The organism is Maritimibacter sp. (genome assembly GCF_016774595.1).
Classification (GTDB): domain Bacteria; phylum Pseudomonadota; class Alphaproteobacteria; order Rhodobacterales; family Rhodobacteraceae; genus Maritimibacter; species Maritimibacter alkaliphilus.
Genome location: NZ_JACBWT010000002.1, coordinates 486,836 through 503,371, shown reverse-complemented (window position 1 = coordinate 503,371; position 16,536 = coordinate 486,836). Strand labels below are relative to the sequence as shown.

Genomic DNA, 16,536 nt, shown 5'->3' with positions numbered 1-16,536 from the left:
CACAGCCGACCCGCAGGATCGACCGGCAACGACGGGGCATGACCCGACGCTCCGCGAACGGTGGCGAGTTTGCAATTGAACAGACAATGGACCCTACGCAACAAGGCCCCCCCCAGTCCTCGCGAATATAGTTTACGCGCGGTTTCGTTTCCACCGAATTGCGTCAAAAATTCGGTATTTCACCAGCATGTTCACCGGATCCTGCCACATTTAGCGATGTCGGGGCGGACAATGGAGTCAATTCTTTGGGATTGATTGAGAATCGAAATCAAAGACTTAGCACCCACTCACGTGGTCGTGGCGCCTGCCGGGCGTGATTCTAGGGCCAGTGCGCGGGACAATCCGGCGATGAGACCGGCGAGCGCGAAGAAGAACACGCCGAAGTCCGGGGTCGGGTGGGTCAGAAGCGCGGCGCAGAGCATGGCGAGGCATCCGGCCTTGAGCGACTTGACCACGACCGCCCGCGGATCCCAGCCGGGGCGCGAGGGGGCCATGCCGAGGCTTGCGAGGAACGCGAGGAAGAAGAACGTGCCGATCACGCCGACGCTGGCGAGGCAGGCGATCAGCCAGTTCGACGCACGCACCGCGCCCACGCCCGCGCCAAGGCCGTAGGTGTCGTAGAAATTCTGCATCGCCTGCGTGTTCCAACTCATCCGTTCCACGCCGCTGTCGCTGTCCATCTTGTTGAACAGCGCCCGGTCGAGGAAATCGGTGACGGGCTGGACGAGTTCGTAGCTGGCGGCGATGGCGATGACGAGCACCCAGCCCATGATGAGCCCGCCGAACACCAGCACGATGGAGCGGCGCGAAGCTTCCGCGCGCAGGTTCCTGAGGATCAGGTAGAGCCCGAAGGTGACGAGGAACACGACGAGGGCCAGATAGGCGGCGGACGATGTCGAGCGGATGACCGAGATCGTCGCGAGTGCGAGCATCCATCGGCTGAGGCGCGAGCCCGGTGCGAGCAACCAGTATTGCAGCCAGAAGCCGAACAGGCCGAGCGAGAAATACCCGAATGTCGAGGCTTCGGGAAACCCGCCGATCATGCGCTTCATCCCCGCCATCGTGTCGGTGATGTGCATGGAGTAATTGGCCGAGCGCAGCCACTCCATCAACGCGGTCAGACCGAATTTCGCGGTCGCGACGTCGAGCCAGCCGAGCACGAAATTCACGGTGGTCGCGACGGCGAGCGCGGTCAGGACCGGGCGCACCTCGGACTGGCGGCGAAAGGCGGTCGCAAGGGCGGCGAAGGTGAAGAAGTCGAGGACGAGCCGGAAAAGCTGCGTGATGTTCCCTGTCGAAAATCCCAGCGGATAGCGGGCGATGCGACCCTCGCCCTCTTGGCGCGCAATGCCGAACACCTCGGTCTGGCCCGCGAACAGGACCGGATAGAAGATGGCCGAGATGCCCGCGACGACGATGGCGCAGGCAAGCCAGAACCCCGGTCCGAACGGTCGGAACGTGCCAAGCAGGCTCGACATCATCCCGCGGGTCAGGAGCACCATGCAGAAAAGCGTCACCGCGCCGAGGTCGAGCACGCCGATGGTGGCGCCGCCCAGCGCGGGCAGGTTGAACGCCGCCGCCGCGCCGAAGGGGGCCAAGACCATGAACGCCCAGAGCCCGCGCTGCATTCCGAGGCCCACGAGCGCCACGATGGCGAAGACGGCGATCAAGGTGGAGGGGACGAATTGCAAGGGCGGGCGGGTCCGTTTCTGTCTGCTGTCTTCCTGCACGAAACGGCCCGTTCTGTGAAGGGCGCTTGCCGGGGCATGGCGGGGTGGGGCAGGCTCTTGGCATGAAGTTGGTCTTCCCCGTTCTGGCTGCCGCGCTGACCGCCCTGCCCCTCTGGGCTCAGGAAAACGTCGGGCCGCGACTGGGGGCGGCGTCGAGTTTCGGGCAGACCTGGGACCGGCGGATGCTGGACGCCGCCGACAGGTACGGCATCCACGATCTGCGCGACGAGCTTTATTGGAAAGACATCGAAACGGGCGGTCAGATCGCCTACCCCACGATCCGCCACAGCTATCCGGCCCTGCTCGCGGCGCGCGGGATGACGATGACGGTCATCATGAACAACGGGCATCCCGCGTTTCAGGGGGGCGTCACGCCCTACACCCCCGAGGGGGTCGAGGCCTTTGCCCGGTTCTCGGCCCGGATGCCGCAGGATTTCCCCGCCATCACCTCGGTCGAGGTGGGCAACGAAATGAACAGCGACACCTTCACCTCCGGCCCGATGCGCGCGGCGGATCTCGCGGGCCGGGCCGCGATCTATGCGACGCTGATCGAGGCGACCTACAAGGCGGTGAAGGCGGCCGATCCGCAGGTTCGGGTGCTGGGCGGTGCTGCGCATTCGATCCCGATTGCGTGGTTTCAGGCGCTGTCGGAGGCGGGCGCTGCGGATTGGATGGATGCGGTGGTGATCCACCCCTACACCACACCGCCGGAGCAACTGCCGCGCCAGATCGCGCTCTTGCGGCAGGTTCCGGGGTTCGGCGCCCTGCCCATCGAGGCGACCGAATTCGGCGACCCCAACGGGGCGAAGGCGGCGGCGACGCTGGTGAAATACTATTGCGCGATAGCCGTTTCCGGCGTGACCCGCGCGGTCTGGTATCCGCTCAACACCCGTGGCGACGGGCTGGAGCCTTTGGTCGGCACCGATTACGCCCTGACCGACGTGGGCGCGGCTTTCACGATGTTGCAGGCACGGGCCGAGGGCGTTCCTGTGCGCGACGTTTCACCGGACCCGTTCACCTATGCCTGCGCCTTCGGGTCGGACCTGATCGTGATCTGGGGCGCGCCGCGTGACATCGAGGTAGACGCGGAGCTGACCCTGCTCGGCCCCGACGGGCGCGAAACGGATCGGCGGACCCTGTCGCGCGACGTGCCGCTGATCGTGTCAGGCGACGGGGTCGCGGTCAGTCCGGGGGAGAACCTGCGCCTCGGGCCGCAGACCGTCATCGCAGACAGCTATGACCAGTTCGACCACGATGGCGCGGGCGACGGGTTCCGCCCCTTCGTGCGCTTCATGGACGGCGACGCGCCATTTGCCTTCCGCCCCGGACAGGAGACGGGCGGCGTCCCTTGGGTGCCGTATCTGGCCAGCGCGCGGGACGGTGGCATCCGGATGAATGCCGAGTTCATCGTGCCGACCGTCGCGGGGGCCGTGGGGCACCGATATGTGGCCGAGGCGGACGGGGCACTGGTTCTGGACATCTCGTTGGCACCAGACGCGACGAGCGACGGGGTCGTCCTGTCCGTCCTCGTAAACGACGCCGAGCTTGCACGGCAGGTGGTCACGGGCAGGATCGACACCCGGATCGGCCCCTTCGACATGGCGGCCGGCGATGAGTTGGAGATCCTCGTCGCGTCCGGCGCGTCGGATGCGGGCGATGCGTCGTCCTACCGCTTCACGCTCTCTCGCGCACCCTGAACCGCTCGGCACCTTGCAGAGCTTCAAGCGTGGCGCGCATTCCTTCGCGCGTGTCTTCGATGGCGCATCGGTGGGTGTCGGGGTCGATCCCCTGTTCCAGCGCCGTCTGAACCAGCGCGGCGACCTCTTCCGGCGGCGTCTTTGTGCGCCCGACGAAAAAGCGATCCAGCCCGACCGACGCAAAGAAACTTTGCACCTTGCGATCCCACCCCATGCCGACCACGGGCCTCGTGTAGGCATATCCCAATATGCAGGCATGCAGCCTGTGCGAGATCACGGCACGGCATGGCGCGACCGTGGCCACCAGTTCTTCCGGGTTTCTGGGCACCGGCGCACATTCGATCCGACCGTCCGCGATGGCCTGTCGGATCAGCGGGCGCTCGCACAGCTCGCCCAGTGCAAGGGCGTCTTCCTCGGCCCCGTTGCAGAACAGCCGCACGGGCCCGACCTGACCGACGAGTTCCAGCGCCAGAGCTTCGAACCAGCCCAGACCGCCGCGCCCCGCGACACCGCTGTCGGCGTGGTAGGTCAGAAGCACGGGCGACGTCACGCCAAGCGCGATCCGGTCGACCGCGGCGACAGGTCCGAACGCCTCGAAAGCGAGCAGACCGGGGTCGCGGGTGAGGATAGCCTTCGGCTCGAAGATCCCCGACTGATCCTCCCACGCCTTGAGCGAGTCTTCGTCGCGCATCCCGATGGACCGCAGGTCCGCCTCGGCCAACGTGCGAAACAGCGCCCTGCCCCTGCGCGACCAGTTGCGCGACACACCGGTTCCGTGGATCGCCACGGGAAGGCCCTCGTCCCGCAGAAGCTTGGCCACGCGCCCGATCTTCGTCGGGAAGTTCAGGTCCGCGTCCGAGAACAGTTGCCCGCCGCCGATGATGGCAAGATCGGCACCGGAAATCGCTTCGCGCCAGCGCGGTTCGATCCGGTCGAGCATGGCGTTGAGGCGGCGATAGACGATCTGACGGCGGAAGGTCTTGGAGAACAGGCGGAGTATTTTCAGAAGCGTCGCCCGGTTGCGCACGGTCACGGCGCCGAACCTGTCGCGGCCCGAAATGTCGACCGGCACGACGGCGGCATCCGGCACCAGCTCGCCCAAGGCGTGAACCATGCAGGCGCCGATCAACCCATCCCCGAGGTTGGGAGAATAGTGCAGGTTGAACACCAGAATTCTCACGACCGACACGCTCGCAAACGATTGACTCCGAACAATTGCCACAAAGTGGCATTACCCGACATATGCGTTTAAGCAGCGAGAGCGCCGAAAAACAGGCGGATACGGGAAAATTTCTAGGCCGATATTGGAAACATGAGCCGTCGAAGAATCGTCATCATAAATGACATGAGCCTTGCACGTGGCGGGGCTACGGCGCTTGCCATGATGGCCGCCGAAGATTTCGTCGCGCGTGGGCATGAGGTGATCTGGCTGTGCGGCGACGACGGCGACAGCCCCGAGCTTGCCGCCCTCGGGGTCGAGGTCGTGGCGGTCGGCGGCAAGACGTTGCTGGAACTGCCGGGCCGCACCGCGCTGACCTCGGGCCTTATGAACACCAGGGCGCGTGACGTCGTGGCCCGTTTCATCGCCGAACGCGACACGCCCGAGACGGTCTATCACACGCACAGTTGGGCGCAGATCTTCTCGCCCGAGGTTTTCGCGGCGCTGAAGCCCGTGTCGCAACGCACCCTGATCCACGCCCACGATATGTTCGTGGCCTGCCCCAACGGGGTCTATATGGATTACCAGAAGGGTCAGGTATGCACCCGCGTGCCCCTGTCGCTCGACTGTATCTCGACCCATTGCGACAAGCGCAGCTATCCGCAGAAGGTCTGGCGCGTGCTGCGGCAGAAGAACCTGCGCCGCCATCTGGGAGACGGGTCAGACTGGGGCGGAATACTGGTTCTGCACCCCGAAATGACCTCGCGCCTGACACGCTCCGGATACCGCGCGGATGCGATCCACGTCGTGCGCAATCCGGTCGTGCCCTACGCGAAAGAGCGTATCCGGGCCGAGGAGAACCGGAAGCTCGTCTATGTCGGGCGGCTCGAACCGGACAAGGGCACCGGCGTTCTGGCCGAGGCCGCGCGGCGCACGGGCGTGCCGACCACGCTGGTGGGCGACGGGCCGATGCGGGCCGGGCTGGAGGCCGATGCGTCCGGCAACCCCACGATCACCGGGTGGATCGAGCGCTCACAGGTGGGCGGTTACGTGGGCGACGCGCGCGCGTTGGTCATGCCCTCGCTTCATCCCGAACCCTTCGCGCTCGTCATCGCCGAGGCGGTGGAAAGCGGCCTGCCTGTGCTGGTGGCCGACACCGCCCTCATGTCGAAAGAGGTCGAGCAGAACGGGCTTGGCCTGTCGTTCTCGCCCACAGATCCGGCCAGCATCGACGCGGCCCTGACCCGGTTCATGTCCCTGCCCGACGATCAGGTGCGGGCGATGAGTGAAAAGGGGTATTCCGGCGACGTGCGTCTTGGTCTCAGCCGGTCCGAATGGATCGACGCGCAGGAAGCCGAGTATGACCGGGTGCTGGCGGGCATCAGGGCTTCAGCCGCGTGATCCGATCGGGCGAGTCCTTGCCCCGGATCACATCGCCGATCGCCACGAGGTTACCCTTCAGCCGCCCGCGATAGTCCGCCCATGCAGGCGGGCGCAGTGAATGCATCAGGTTGGACAGGATGTTCCTGCTCATCATCTCATAGGCGTGGAAGCGGCTCATCGTCCCTTTGCGGCGCAGGTAGAACGGGTTCGCGATCTGGGAATAGCCGAAATAAATGCCCGGCGTGCGCCCGGTCTTGGTGCCGAGATGCACGCCGCGCATATGCCCGGCCTTCACCACGTCGCCATGTGCGGCAAGGCGGCGTGAGAAGTCGACGTCCTCGAGCCAACTGTAAAGCGGCAACGCCTCGTCGAATAGCATCGCCTCGTCCAGCGCGACGCTCGCCCGTAGCGCCATGTTGCAGCCGTAGCCCGCGTATTTCGGCGAAAGCGTCTCGGTTTTCTCCGCCTGCGCGTGTTCGGCCAGAAGCCGCGCGCCTTCGCGGTGGTCGTAGCCAGGCCCCCGGATGCCATCGGCCAGTACCGTTCCCGTGGCGATGACCACGTTCGGGTTCTCGCGAAAGACCGTCAGCGTGTTGGCGACGTAGTCCGGCTCCATCAGAAAGTCGTCGTCGAGGAGGAGGAGCACATCCTCGCGCCCCAGAATACGCATCATCCGGTTGCGTTGCAGGGTGGCGCCCTTCGGGCCGGTGATGACCTCGACCAGAAACGGCAGCTTCGGGATGTCGAGATCGCCAAGGTCGTCGGGCCCGGCGACGCTCAGGATCAGAAGATCCGGCAGCCGCGACTGTCGCGCGATGGCGCGCACCGTGTCGGGCAGGATCGTCGGGCGGCCCGTGGTGGGGATGCCGATGACCACGCGGGTCGGTTGCGGTGCCCGAACGGCATCCGCCCCTCCGTCGGTCGGAAGGGCGGTCTGCGCAGGGTTCTGCAATTCGCTCATGGAATGCAACATCGAATGGTTCCGGTCAGGCGCGCGGTCAGCAGGCCCCACGCTGGGCAAGGACCACGCCCACGGTCTTGAATACGATGCGGATGTCGTCGAGGAAAGTGGCGTTGCGCACGTAGTCGACGTCAAGCCCGACACGGTAGTCGTAGCTGGTGTCGGAGCGTCCGCCGACCTGCCACGCGCCGGTGATCCCCGGCTTGACCGCGCAGTAATCGGCGAAGTGCATCCCGTATTTCTCGGCTTCGCTCCAGGTGATCGGGCGCGGACCGACGATGGACATGTCGCCCTTGAGCACGTTCCAGAACTGCGGCAGCTCGTCGAGGCTGGTGCGGCGCAGGATGTTGCCGATGGCATGAACCCGCGGGTCACGTTCCAGCTTGCGGTCCGCTTCCCACTCGGCCCGCGCGATCGGGTCGATGGCGAGCATCCATTCCAGCTGGCGGTCCCCGTCGGTCTTCATCGTGCGGAACTTGTGACAGGCGAATTCCTCGCCGTTCGCGCCCACGCGTTTGTGCGAAAAGAAGATCGGCCCCCGTTCGCGCAGGCGCAAGGCCAGCGCGACGATACCGAACACTGGTGCAAGCAGCACCAGAGCGATCCCTGCGAACAGGATATCGAAGCCCCTTTTAAGAATACGATTGGCCCGATTGGTCGTGGCCGGCAGCGTCTCCCGCATCGTTTTCGGCAGAGCGACCGAAAACTGCGGCTCAAAATCAAATGCCATCTTCACCCCGAAGTCACGCTCGGTCGAAACCGACGTCCCTGGCACCCCCGCCCAGATATTGCCACATATCCGCCCCAATTCGACCGGCCAAGAGAGAAACAATCTGTTCTGCCATGCTTAATAGGTGAGCATAAAAGTCTCACTTGATGGCCGTCTCTGCAACCGATCTCAGGTCGCAGGTCGGAGATCGAGCGCCTTCGACGGCGAATATAATGATTTATTTTCAATGCTTTACGGCACGATTGACGGACGCCTCGACGTCATACAAGCTGCGCCGCGGCATGATCCAAGGGGAACATGGTGGATAACCTTACCTTACGTCGGGTCGCCCCGAACGGGCGGAATGGAGGCCGGAATGAGGCGGAAATCGGCTCACGACGTCGCGTAAACCTGCCCTGTTCCGGCAATTAAGGCAGGTCTGACACATACGTTTGGACAGTCATTCGGCGTCAGAATGCGGGCGAAGTCGGACGGGAACGGGTCGGGTGATTCTATGGGGCGGCGGGGGTCGGAGAAGGATGCCGCGGGACACGGCGCGACGGGCGCGCCGTGACTACCGCTTGATGCGGGTGATCGTGCCGGTGTTCGGATTGTAGCCGCGCGCGGCAAGGACGAAGGCGACCGACGCGCAGCCGATGACGACGGCGGCGGACACCTCGTTGAACTGACCGTAGGCTGCGAAGCGGATCAGCTCGACCGCATGGGTGAAGGGATTGAACAATGCGAGCCAGTACAAAAGGTCGGCCCCGGATTCACGCAGCTTCCAGAGCGGATAGAGCGCGGAGGACATGAAGAACATCGGGAAGATCACGAAATTCATCATGCCCGCGAAATTCTCGATCTGCCGCGTGTAGACGGTGATGAGAAGCCCGATTGAGCCCAACATGATCCCCGCCGCGAAGATCGCCGGGAGGATGAAGATCATGCCCGGCAGGGTCATGTAATAGCCAAACAGCGCCGCCAGCCCGAGAAACACGTAAATCTGGAGCGTGGCGAGGAAAGTCGCCCCGAGGATCTTGGCGAACAGCAGGAAATGCCGGGGCAACGGGGCCACCAGCATGACCCGCATGACCCCTGCCTCACGGTCGTAGACCAGAGACAGGGCCGATTGCATGCATTGGAACAGAACGATGATGCCCGCGAGGCCCGGCAGGATGTATTCCTGATATGGCGTGTAGGTCACATAGGGCTCGATGATCGAAATTCCGAGCAGGTTTTGCAGGCCGGAGGCGAAGATGAACAACCAGAGCGACGGCCTGACGATGGCCGACAGCAACCGCTCGCGCTGCCTGAAGAACTTCAGGACTTCGCGTTCGGTGACGGCATAAATGCCCAGCAGGTAATTCGGTCGAACGGGCTGGTGGGTGTCAGTCACAGGCAAACTCACCTTCATCGAAACCAAGGGCGTCAAGCGAATTGGTCTGGTGCTCGAACCCTTCCAGTGGGGCGACCCCGATGATGGCGTTCTGCGTGGAAAGCAGGACCGGCATCCGCAACTGACCGTTCCACGACCGGAAACTCATCTGCGCGCCTTTCGACCCGTCGAGGCGAAGCTTGTCGGACCGGAGAAGCTCGTTCACGTCCTCCAGCCCGTCGCCACGCGCCTTGGCGAAGGCCGTGAGGACCGCCCGCGTCGCGATCCAGGCGGACCAGTCCTGCCAGCCCATGCGACGGCCATCCTCGGACATGGATTCGAAGCGGGAGTTCACCTGCGGCGCGCCATACCTCTCGAACGCCCAATGCCATTCCAGCGCGACAAGGCCGGTGGCGCCGATCACGGGACGCGGCAGAGCGGTCTGATACGGCACGTATCGGGCGAACTCGCCGATTTCGTCGGCGATGAACACGGCGTCATAGTCGCGCGTGCCCCCGGTGATGAGCGCGATGTTGTTCTGCTCGCGCATTTCGGGGTTGGTCGAAAGGTCGAATTCGCGGTCGTCGACCACGCGCAGCCGGAACCGTTCGGCGGCGGCGATGAAGGCATCCGCGCGGGCGGTATCGCGTTCGGTCTTTCCACGCAGGACAAGGAACGAAGTCCACTTGCGGGCGACGGCATGTTGAACCAGCGCGTCCGAGATCATGCGGTCGCTGGCGGCGGCGTGAAGCAGATTGGCGTGACACTTGCGCCGCAACCAGTCGTCCGGCGCGGTGGTGTTGAGGATCGTGACCGGCGTGTCCGCCAGCGCGGCTGCGAGAGCGTCGACCTCGGCGGCGGGCAGATCGACGACGAGATGCGTGACCCCCTCGTCCACCATCGCGCGGGCCGCCTCCTGAAGCTCGCCGTCGCCGACGGCGGCTTCCGACAGGACCGGGGTGAACCCACGGGCGTCGGTCAGCATTTCCATGTCCGAAATCGCCATCCGAACCGCGGCGCTCACATCGCCCAAGGGCCGCAATTCTATGCGGGCATAGGCGAAATCCTCGTCATAGCGCGGATCGTTTTCGAGACGGAGCAGGCCGATCCGAAGATCGGCCGCCCCGGCTGTTTGGGCAAGGCACAGTGCCAAGAGTGCGACGATGACCCGTTTCAATCGTCAATCACCACGGTATGCGGGACACGGCCCACGGGGATCGACCGGATGGGGCGATAGCTTTCCATGTCGACCAGCGTGATGTCGTCGGACAGGCCATTGGCGACCACCGCCGTCTGCTCGTCCCGCGTGAGTGCGACCGACCAGGCGCGACGCCCCACGAGCACATAAGACAGCAGCTCCTTCGACACCGCGTCGATGATCGCGATGTGGTTGGCGCGGCCAAGGCTGATAAGGCCGATCTTGCCATCCTGCGTCAGCGCCATGCCCACGGGCGTCACATCCTCGGGCCGGAAGCCCGGCGGCAGAAACTCCAGCACCTCTTTGATCTCTTCGGTGGTGCGGTCGATGATGTAGATCTCGCTCGACAATTCAGCGGACACCCACAACTCGTCCGTATCCGGCGTCACGACGAAACGGCGCGGGCGGGTGCCGACGACGATGTTGTTGGTGACGACCCCGTTTTCCTTGTCGACGACGTGGATCATGTCGGCCACTTCCGACGTGACATAGACCGTTTCGCCATCGGGCGAGACGATCACGCCTTCGGGCTCGGCCCCGGTGGGAACGTCATGCACGGTGATGCGCGCCTCGAGGTCGATGATCTCGAGCATCGAGTCCTCTTCGTTCGAGACATAGATCTGCGTCTCGTCCGGCGAAAAGGCGAACACTTCGGGGCTTGGCCCGGTGGGGATGCCATCGACGACTTCCAGCGTCTCGACATCGATCACGTCGATGATGTCGTCATCGCCGCAGGCCACATACAACAGCGTGCGGTCGGCGTTGAACTTCATGTCGCGCGGGCGGCGCGAGGTCTCGATCTTCTTGATGAGGTTGAATTCAGGGTCAAAGACATAGATGTCGTGACTTTTTTCGTTGCTGACGAAGATGCGCCCGGTTTCAAACGCGGACGCGATCGTCGGGACGAGTGCGATTGCGAGGGCGAGGAAGACTGATCGCATCAGCGCACCACGAATGTGCCGGCGAGACCGCGGTTCTCATACCCTTCGATCCAGAAATCGAAATCGCCGGGGCGGATCGGAACGAACCAGATGTCGATGGTGCCTTCGTCGTCGAATTCGACCGAGTGCAGGCCAAGTGGCTTGACTTCGAGGTCTTCGATCACGACCTGGCTGACCCAGGAATTGCGAAACAGGTCCGGCGCGACGATCTGAAATTCCTCGCCGCCGTCATGGACGATGCGCCAGCGGTAATACTTGCCGGTTTCCAGTTCGAATTGATTGACCGAAAGCGTCAGTTCCGCGCTGTCGATCTCCATATCCGGCAGGCGCTCGGGCTGGCTTGCAAGGTTGCCTTCGGCCAAAAGCGGCGTTGCAGACATGAAAAGAGCGGCGAATGCCGCACCGACCCGACCCAATCTCATTTTTGATTCCTCCCGTTTTTGTCAACTATTTCCACCCACGATGCATTAAGTTGGCATAGGTTATCAAAATAGTGTGGATTGGATTTACCAAACACTTCAGATGCTAGGCTGATCGTGACCTTGTCACAAGAATGGGAGGAGAAGCAGGGATGAAAAGACGGAATCTGTTTGGCGCACTGGGTAGCGCCCTTCTGGGGGCGACCCTGTTCGCGGGTTCGGCGACGGCATTCCAACCGCCCACGAAGGAGCTTGAACAGGTCCATGTCGGCGTCCTGCTCAATGGCACGGCCAGCTGGGAAATGCAGGTCATCAAGGATATGGGGCTGGACGAAGAGAACGGCTTCGAACTGGTGCTCAAGGACGTGTCGGGCAAACAGGCGAGCCATGTGGCCCTGATGTCCGGCGATGTCGACATCGTGCTGTCGGATTTCGTCTGGGTCGCGTCGCTGCGCGCTTCGGGCGAGAAATTCACGGCGGTGCCGCATTCCTACGCGGTCGGCGGGCTGATGGTGTCGCCCGACGGCCCGATCGCATCCATCACCGATCTGCCCGGCAAGACCATCGGGATCGCGGGCGGCCCGGTCGACAAAAGCTGGGTCATCCTTCAGGCCTATTACATGGCCGAAACCGGCGAGACACTGGCCGACAAGGTGACGGCTCGCTTCGGCGCCCCGCCCCTTATCAACGAATTGCTGACCGAGGGGCAGATCGACGCCTCGCTCAACTTCTGGCACTTCAACGCACGGGCGAAAGCCGGCGGTGCCGAAGAGCTGATTTCGGTCGATACCATGATGACCGAAATGGGGATCGAGAACCGTCCGCCGCTGCTGGCTTGGGTGTTCAGGGACGAGACCGCCGCCAAGAAGCGCCGCGCGATCAAAGCGTTCCTCGACGCCTCATTCGCCGCCAAGGCGATCCTGCTGGAAGATGACGAAGTCTGGGAAGGTCTGCGCGAAAAAATGCGCGCCACGGATGACGACGCGCTGTTCACGGCGCTGCGCGACGACTACCGCGCCGGCATCCTGCGCAGCTACGACGACGAAACCATTGCGGCCGCGGCCGCGTCCTTCGCCATCATGGCCGAGCACGGAGGCCCCGACCTTGTCGGCGAAAGCACGGAGATGGACCCGGGCACGTTCTGGTCCGGCTATAGCCACTAGGACAACAGGCGGACATGGCTGAGGCCGGGCGCAAGCCCAGATCGACACGTCGGTGGGCGGAATGGGCATCGCTGCCCCTCCTCCTCCTGCTTTGGCAAGTGGCGGCGATGCTCGTCGCCCACCGGCTGTTCCCGACCCCCGTGGTCGTCTTCGGCGAGCTCTACGATCTGGCCGCGCACGGGTCGCTGATCGCAGATGTCACCAAGACGCTCGGGCGCGCCGTTCTGGCGTTCTTCGCGGCGATGACGATGGGGGTTGTGATCGGCGGTGCGCTGGGTCGGTTCGCATGGGCCGACGGATTGTTCGGCAACTGGATTCTGATCGGGCTGAACATCCCCGCCATCGTCGTGGCGATCACCTGTTACATCTGGCTCGGACTGACCGAGTTCGCCCTGATCCTCGCCGTGGTCATCAACAAGACGCCTCTGGTGGCGGTGAACATGCGCGAGGGCGTGCGCGCGCTGGATCACGGGCTGGCCGAACTGGCCAAGGTCTACAGGGTCGGGTTCTGGCGCCGGGTGAACAAGTTCATCATCCCGCAACTCATGCCCTACGTGCTGACCGCCGCGCGCACGGGGCTTTCGCTGATCTGGAAAATCGTGCTCGTCTTCGAGGTGCTGGGAAGCGATGGGGGCGTCGGATTCCGCATCGGCATCTTCTTTCAACACTTCGACATGAAAGGCATACTGGCCTACACGCTCGCCTTCATGGCGGTGGTGATCTTGATTGAATATGGCGTCATGCGCCCGTTGGAACACAGGGTACTCGGATGGCGTCCGGCGCGGAACTGAAAGCGGATATCGCGGAAAAGAGCTTCGGACAGAACACGCTGTTCGAGGGGCTTCGCATCGAGGTGCCGGCAGGTCAGGTTGTGGCGCTGATCGGCCCGTCCGGGGTCGGCAAATCCACCGTGCTCAGGATGATCGCGGGCATCGACACGGCGTATGAGGGGCGCATTCTGGTGGACGGGGTCTCGCCATCCGCCGCCGAGGTGCCCGGTTTCGTCTTTCAGGACCCGCGCCTTCTGCCTTGGGAAACGGCGTTGGGGAACCTGCTGGCGGTGAAACCGGACCTGCCACCCGACGAGGGCCGCAAGCTGCTTGCCGCCGTGGGGCTGGAAGCGGCGGCCGACCTGCGCCCGGCGGAACTGTCCGGCGGGATGCAGCGCCGCGTGGCCCTTGCACGAGCCTTGGCCGTATCCTCGCGGCTCTTGCTGCTGGACGAGCCTTTCGTCTCGATCGACCGGAAACTGGCGATGGAGCTTTGGGCGCTGCTCGCCGGTGTCGTGGACCGCTTCGGGCCGACGGTCATTTTGGTGACCCACGACCCGTATGACGCCGCGGCCCTTGCGGATCGCGTGATTACCCTTCGCGGGCGACCGGCGAAACTGGTCGATGACACGATGTTGGACGTGCCGCGCGCGGACCGTCAGGATGACCTCGTCGCCAAGATCGCGCGCGAGCTGGATGCAGGGATGCGGGCATGACCACGACGGAACCAGTCCTCACCCTGCGCGACGTGTCGAAATCCTATGGCAGGATCGACGCGTTGCAGGACGTGACCTTCGACATCCGGCCCGGCGAATTCGTCGGGCTGCTCGGCCCGAACGGCGCCGGGAAATCGACCATGTTCCAGATCATTTCGGGCCTGTTCGCACCGGACGCGGGCACGGTCACGGTTTTCGGCAAAAGTCATGCCGGAGGCTCGGCGGCCATCCTTAGCCAGCTTGGCGTGGTGTTTCAGGCGCGCTCCGTCGATCTGGACATGACGATCAAAGAAAACCTCGCCTTCCACGGTCGCCTGTTCGGATTGTCCGGTCGGCGGCTGAAGGCGTGTATCGGCGAACAGGTCGAACGGTTCGGACTGTCCGACCTTCAGGCGCGCAAGGTCCGGCAGTTGTCGGGCGGCCAGCAGCGCAAGGTCGAGATTGCGCGCGCCCTTCTGAATGGCCCCCGCCTGCTTGTCATGGATGAACCGACCGCCGGACTCGATGCGCCCTCGCGCCGCGCGCTGGTGCAGGACATGCGCGACATCGCGACCGAGGCCGGCGTCGCGATTCTGTGGGCCACGCACCTCGTCGACGAGATCGAAGGGGCGGATCGCGTGATCGTCCTGAACGCCGGACGGATCGTGGCCGACAGCACGCCCGACGGGCTGCGGGAGACGACGAATACGCCGGACCTGACGGATGCCTACGCCGTTCTGACCGGGCCGCAAAAGGCCAGCACATGAGCCGGGGGCGGGGAACATGGTCCGCGCATCCGACCATGGGCGCGCTGGTTTTCAATCGCGGGCATCGCAAAACCCAATGCGCTTGCCCCGTAACATGAGACGATCGGACTAGGAGGCATTATGCGGCTGTGGAACGTTCTGTTGTCTTGCTGCCTTGTCGTGGCGGCGGGCCTTGGCCTTCTCGTTCTGTCGGGAAGCGCGAAACGCATCGCCGCGCCACCGCTGGAGGCGCATCTCGTGTTGCAGGAGTTTCCGATCCCCGAAGGCTTCGGGATCGAACCGGCCCGGGTGGCGGGTTACATGGCCGGCAAGCTGGTTAGGCGCATGGACGGCGACATCGCCATGCGGATGACGCTCGATCAGGAGTCCATGAAGAAGGTCAAGGAAATCGTCCTGCCGCGCCTGATGAATGTCGTCGTCGTGCAGGAGATGATGCGCGACATTCCGGAGCTGTCCGCGATCCTCGAACTCGGTGCGTTCCGGGGCACGGTGACGGGTCAGGTATCGACGACCGAGGCGGCGCGGGACGTGGCGCTGACGGTGCCCGGCGCCCTTCTTGCCGAGGTCGACGGCGAAAAGGTCGCGATCACGACCACGTCGACCGGACTGACCGCGCTCGTGCTGGGCGACATGGAGCCGGGGCAAGTGCATCAGGTGAAGGTCTGGTTCGGCGAAGCGGGCATGACCAGCGATCTCGAACGCACCATCCGCATCGGGTCGGACGCGAGCACACGGGGACGGGTGCTCATATGGGGTCGCGACGGCTGGTTCGGTGCCGATGTCGAGGCGCTGCGCTGGTCACGCTGGCTGATCGGCGCGTTGCTGGGCGGAACCCTTCTGTTCGGGCTTGCCAGTCTGGTTCTGCCGTTGCTCACCGCCCGGCAAGATCGGTCGCGCCGCGGCGGCGTGAACGCGACCGCCCGCTAGGTCGTCGCGGTCAAGGCTGGCCAGCCGGGCGTCGCGGTTGCTTGCCGGCGCTATTGCGGTTTGGCCGGGGTCACGGGTGCGGCCTCGGTGTCGAAGGTCAGCATCGACGGGTCGAAGTTCGAAATCCGCTCTCCCGCCGTCGTGGCACCGCCCGGACGGGTTTCGCTGATCTCGGCCTCGATCTCTTCGGCCAGAGCTTCAGAGGTCGTCTCGGGCAGAACCTCGTTCGCGTCGATCGTGCCCTGCATCTCTTCGCCCTCGGCAATCCGACCCATGGCTTCGTTCACCTTGGTCACGAGGTCGTCGGAATAGGGAAGCTGGTAGGCGCGCGGCGGGCCGACCGGGAAATTGTCGGAATCCAGCGCCTGAAGCCAAAGGTAGACGTGACCGTCTTCGCCCTGCAACGCGTTGGGTTCGATCATCTGCGCCCAGAGCATCCGGAAACTGCCCGGAAGGTTGCCGTCCGAGGGAAGCCCCCGCAATTCACCCACGCCCCAGAAGGTCAGCGGGATCGTCGCCACGGTCGCGACCGTCGCCATGATCTTCAGGACCAGATGGATGTTCGTGAGCAACACGAGATAGGCGAGCAGCGACACCACCAGCGCATAGGAGGCGGTCAGGCCCAAAATGACGTAAGTCATG

General features: G+C 64.2%; 16 protein-coding genes. 7 read left to right on the top strand and 9 right to left on the bottom strand.

Annotated elements, in window-relative coordinates; all coding sequences use genetic code 11:
- Window positions 1-287 precede the first annotated feature (287 nt).
- Window positions 288-1,691, bottom strand: a complete 1,404-nt coding sequence (locus HOY44_RS13725) for a hypothetical protein (protein ID WP_287435349.1) — start codon at window positions 1,689-1,691, stop codon at window positions 288-290.
- Between the two features lie 101 nt (window positions 1,692-1,792).
- On the opposite strand from HOY44_RS13725, the gene HOY44_RS13720 reads away from it, so the two are divergent.
- Entirely contained in the window at window positions 1,793-3,427 is a 1,635-nt protein-coding gene (locus HOY44_RS13720; protein WP_287435347.1) for a hypothetical protein, read from the top strand.
- On the opposite strand, the gene HOY44_RS13715 is transcribed toward HOY44_RS13720, so the two are convergent.
- Window positions 3,405-4,595 carry a polysaccharide pyruvyl transferase family protein gene (locus HOY44_RS13715; RefSeq protein ID WP_287435345.1) on the bottom strand — a complete coding sequence of 397 codons (1,191 nt, stop codon included), beginning with the start codon at window positions 4,593-4,595 and terminating at the stop codon, window positions 3,405-3,407. The two genes, HOY44_RS13720 and HOY44_RS13715, sit on opposite strands and share 23 nt — an antisense overlap.
- Before the next feature lie 144 nt (window positions 4,596-4,739).
- On the opposite strand from HOY44_RS13715, the gene HOY44_RS13710 reads away from it, so the two are divergent.
- Window positions 4,740-5,987, top strand: coding sequence for a glycosyltransferase family 4 protein (locus HOY44_RS13710; RefSeq protein ID WP_287435343.1), 1,248 nt, complete (start codon window positions 4,740-4,742; stop codon window positions 5,985-5,987).
- Here HOY44_RS13710 and HOY44_RS13705 read toward each other — a convergent pair.
- The 6 genes from HOY44_RS13705 to HOY44_RS13680 form a co-directional block, all read right to left on the bottom strand.
- Entirely contained in the window at window positions 5,968-6,930 is a 963-nt protein-coding gene (locus HOY44_RS13705) for a glycosyltransferase family 2 protein (protein ID WP_287435341.1), read from the bottom strand. The genes HOY44_RS13710 and HOY44_RS13705 overlap by 20 nt on opposite strands.
- Window positions 6,931-6,967: 37 nt before the next feature.
- Window positions 6,968-7,660: a sugar transferase gene (locus HOY44_RS13700; protein WP_008330777.1), complete on the bottom strand. Its 693-nt coding sequence runs from the start codon at window positions 7,658-7,660 to the stop codon at window positions 6,968-6,970.
- Window positions 7,661-8,213: 553 nt separating this feature from the next.
- Window positions 8,214-9,035, bottom strand: a complete 822-nt coding sequence (locus HOY44_RS13695) for a lanthanide ABC transporter permease protein PedC (protein ID WP_138423670.1) — start codon at window positions 9,033-9,035, stop codon at window positions 8,214-8,216.
- Window positions 9,028-10,191: a type 1 periplasmic-binding domain-containing protein gene (locus tag HOY44_RS13690; protein ID WP_287435337.1), complete on the bottom strand. Its 1,164-nt coding sequence runs from the start codon at window positions 10,189-10,191 to the stop codon at window positions 9,028-9,030. The genes HOY44_RS13695 and HOY44_RS13690 overlap by 8 nt, the downstream gene beginning before the upstream one ends.
- Window positions 10,188-11,153, bottom strand: a complete 966-nt coding sequence (locus tag HOY44_RS13685; RefSeq protein WP_008330785.1) for a PQQ-dependent catabolism-associated beta-propeller protein — start codon at window positions 11,151-11,153, stop codon at window positions 10,188-10,190. The genes HOY44_RS13690 and HOY44_RS13685 overlap by 4 nt, the downstream gene beginning before the upstream one ends.
- Window positions 11,153-11,575, bottom strand: coding sequence for a cupredoxin domain-containing protein (locus HOY44_RS13680; protein ID WP_287435334.1), 423 nt, complete (start codon window positions 11,573-11,575; stop codon window positions 11,153-11,155). Before HOY44_RS13680 ends, HOY44_RS13685 begins: the two co-directional genes overlap by 1 nt.
- Before the next feature lie 149 nt (window positions 11,576-11,724).
- On the opposite strand from HOY44_RS13680, the gene HOY44_RS13675 reads away from it, so the two are divergent.
- The 5 genes from HOY44_RS13675 (at window position 11,725) to HOY44_RS13655 (ending at window position 15,894) form a co-directional block, all read left to right on the top strand.
- Window positions 11,725-12,735 (top strand): ABC transporter substrate-binding protein, encoded by a 1,011-nt coding sequence (locus tag HOY44_RS13675; RefSeq protein WP_287435332.1) that lies wholly within the window; start codon window positions 11,725-11,727, stop codon window positions 12,733-12,735.
- A gap of 107 nt (window positions 12,736-12,842) precedes the next feature.
- Complete coding sequence (locus HOY44_RS13670) at window positions 12,843-13,526, top strand: ABC transporter permease (RefSeq protein WP_008330788.1); 684 nt, start codon at window positions 12,843-12,845, stop codon at window positions 13,524-13,526.
- Complete coding sequence (locus tag HOY44_RS13665) at window positions 13,505-14,221, top strand: ABC transporter ATP-binding protein (protein ID WP_287435330.1); 717 nt, start codon at window positions 13,505-13,507, stop codon at window positions 14,219-14,221. Before HOY44_RS13670 ends, HOY44_RS13665 begins: the two co-directional genes overlap by 22 nt.
- On the top strand, window positions 14,218-14,967 hold the full coding sequence (locus tag HOY44_RS13660; protein WP_287435328.1) for an ATP-binding cassette domain-containing protein: 750 nt from the start codon (window positions 14,218-14,220) through the stop codon (window positions 14,965-14,967). Before HOY44_RS13665 ends, HOY44_RS13660 begins: the two co-directional genes overlap by 4 nt.
- Before the next feature lie 120 nt (window positions 14,968-15,087).
- On the top strand, window positions 15,088-15,894 hold the full coding sequence (locus tag HOY44_RS13655) for a hypothetical protein (protein WP_287435326.1): 807 nt from the start codon (window positions 15,088-15,090) through the stop codon (window positions 15,892-15,894).
- A gap of 50 nt (window positions 15,895-15,944) precedes the next feature.
- Here HOY44_RS13655 and HOY44_RS13650 read toward each other — a convergent pair whose 3' ends face one another.
- Entirely contained in the window at window positions 15,945-16,535 is a 591-nt protein-coding gene (locus HOY44_RS13650; RefSeq protein ID WP_287435324.1) for a hypothetical protein, read from the bottom strand.
- Window position 16,536: the final 1 nt, after the last annotated feature.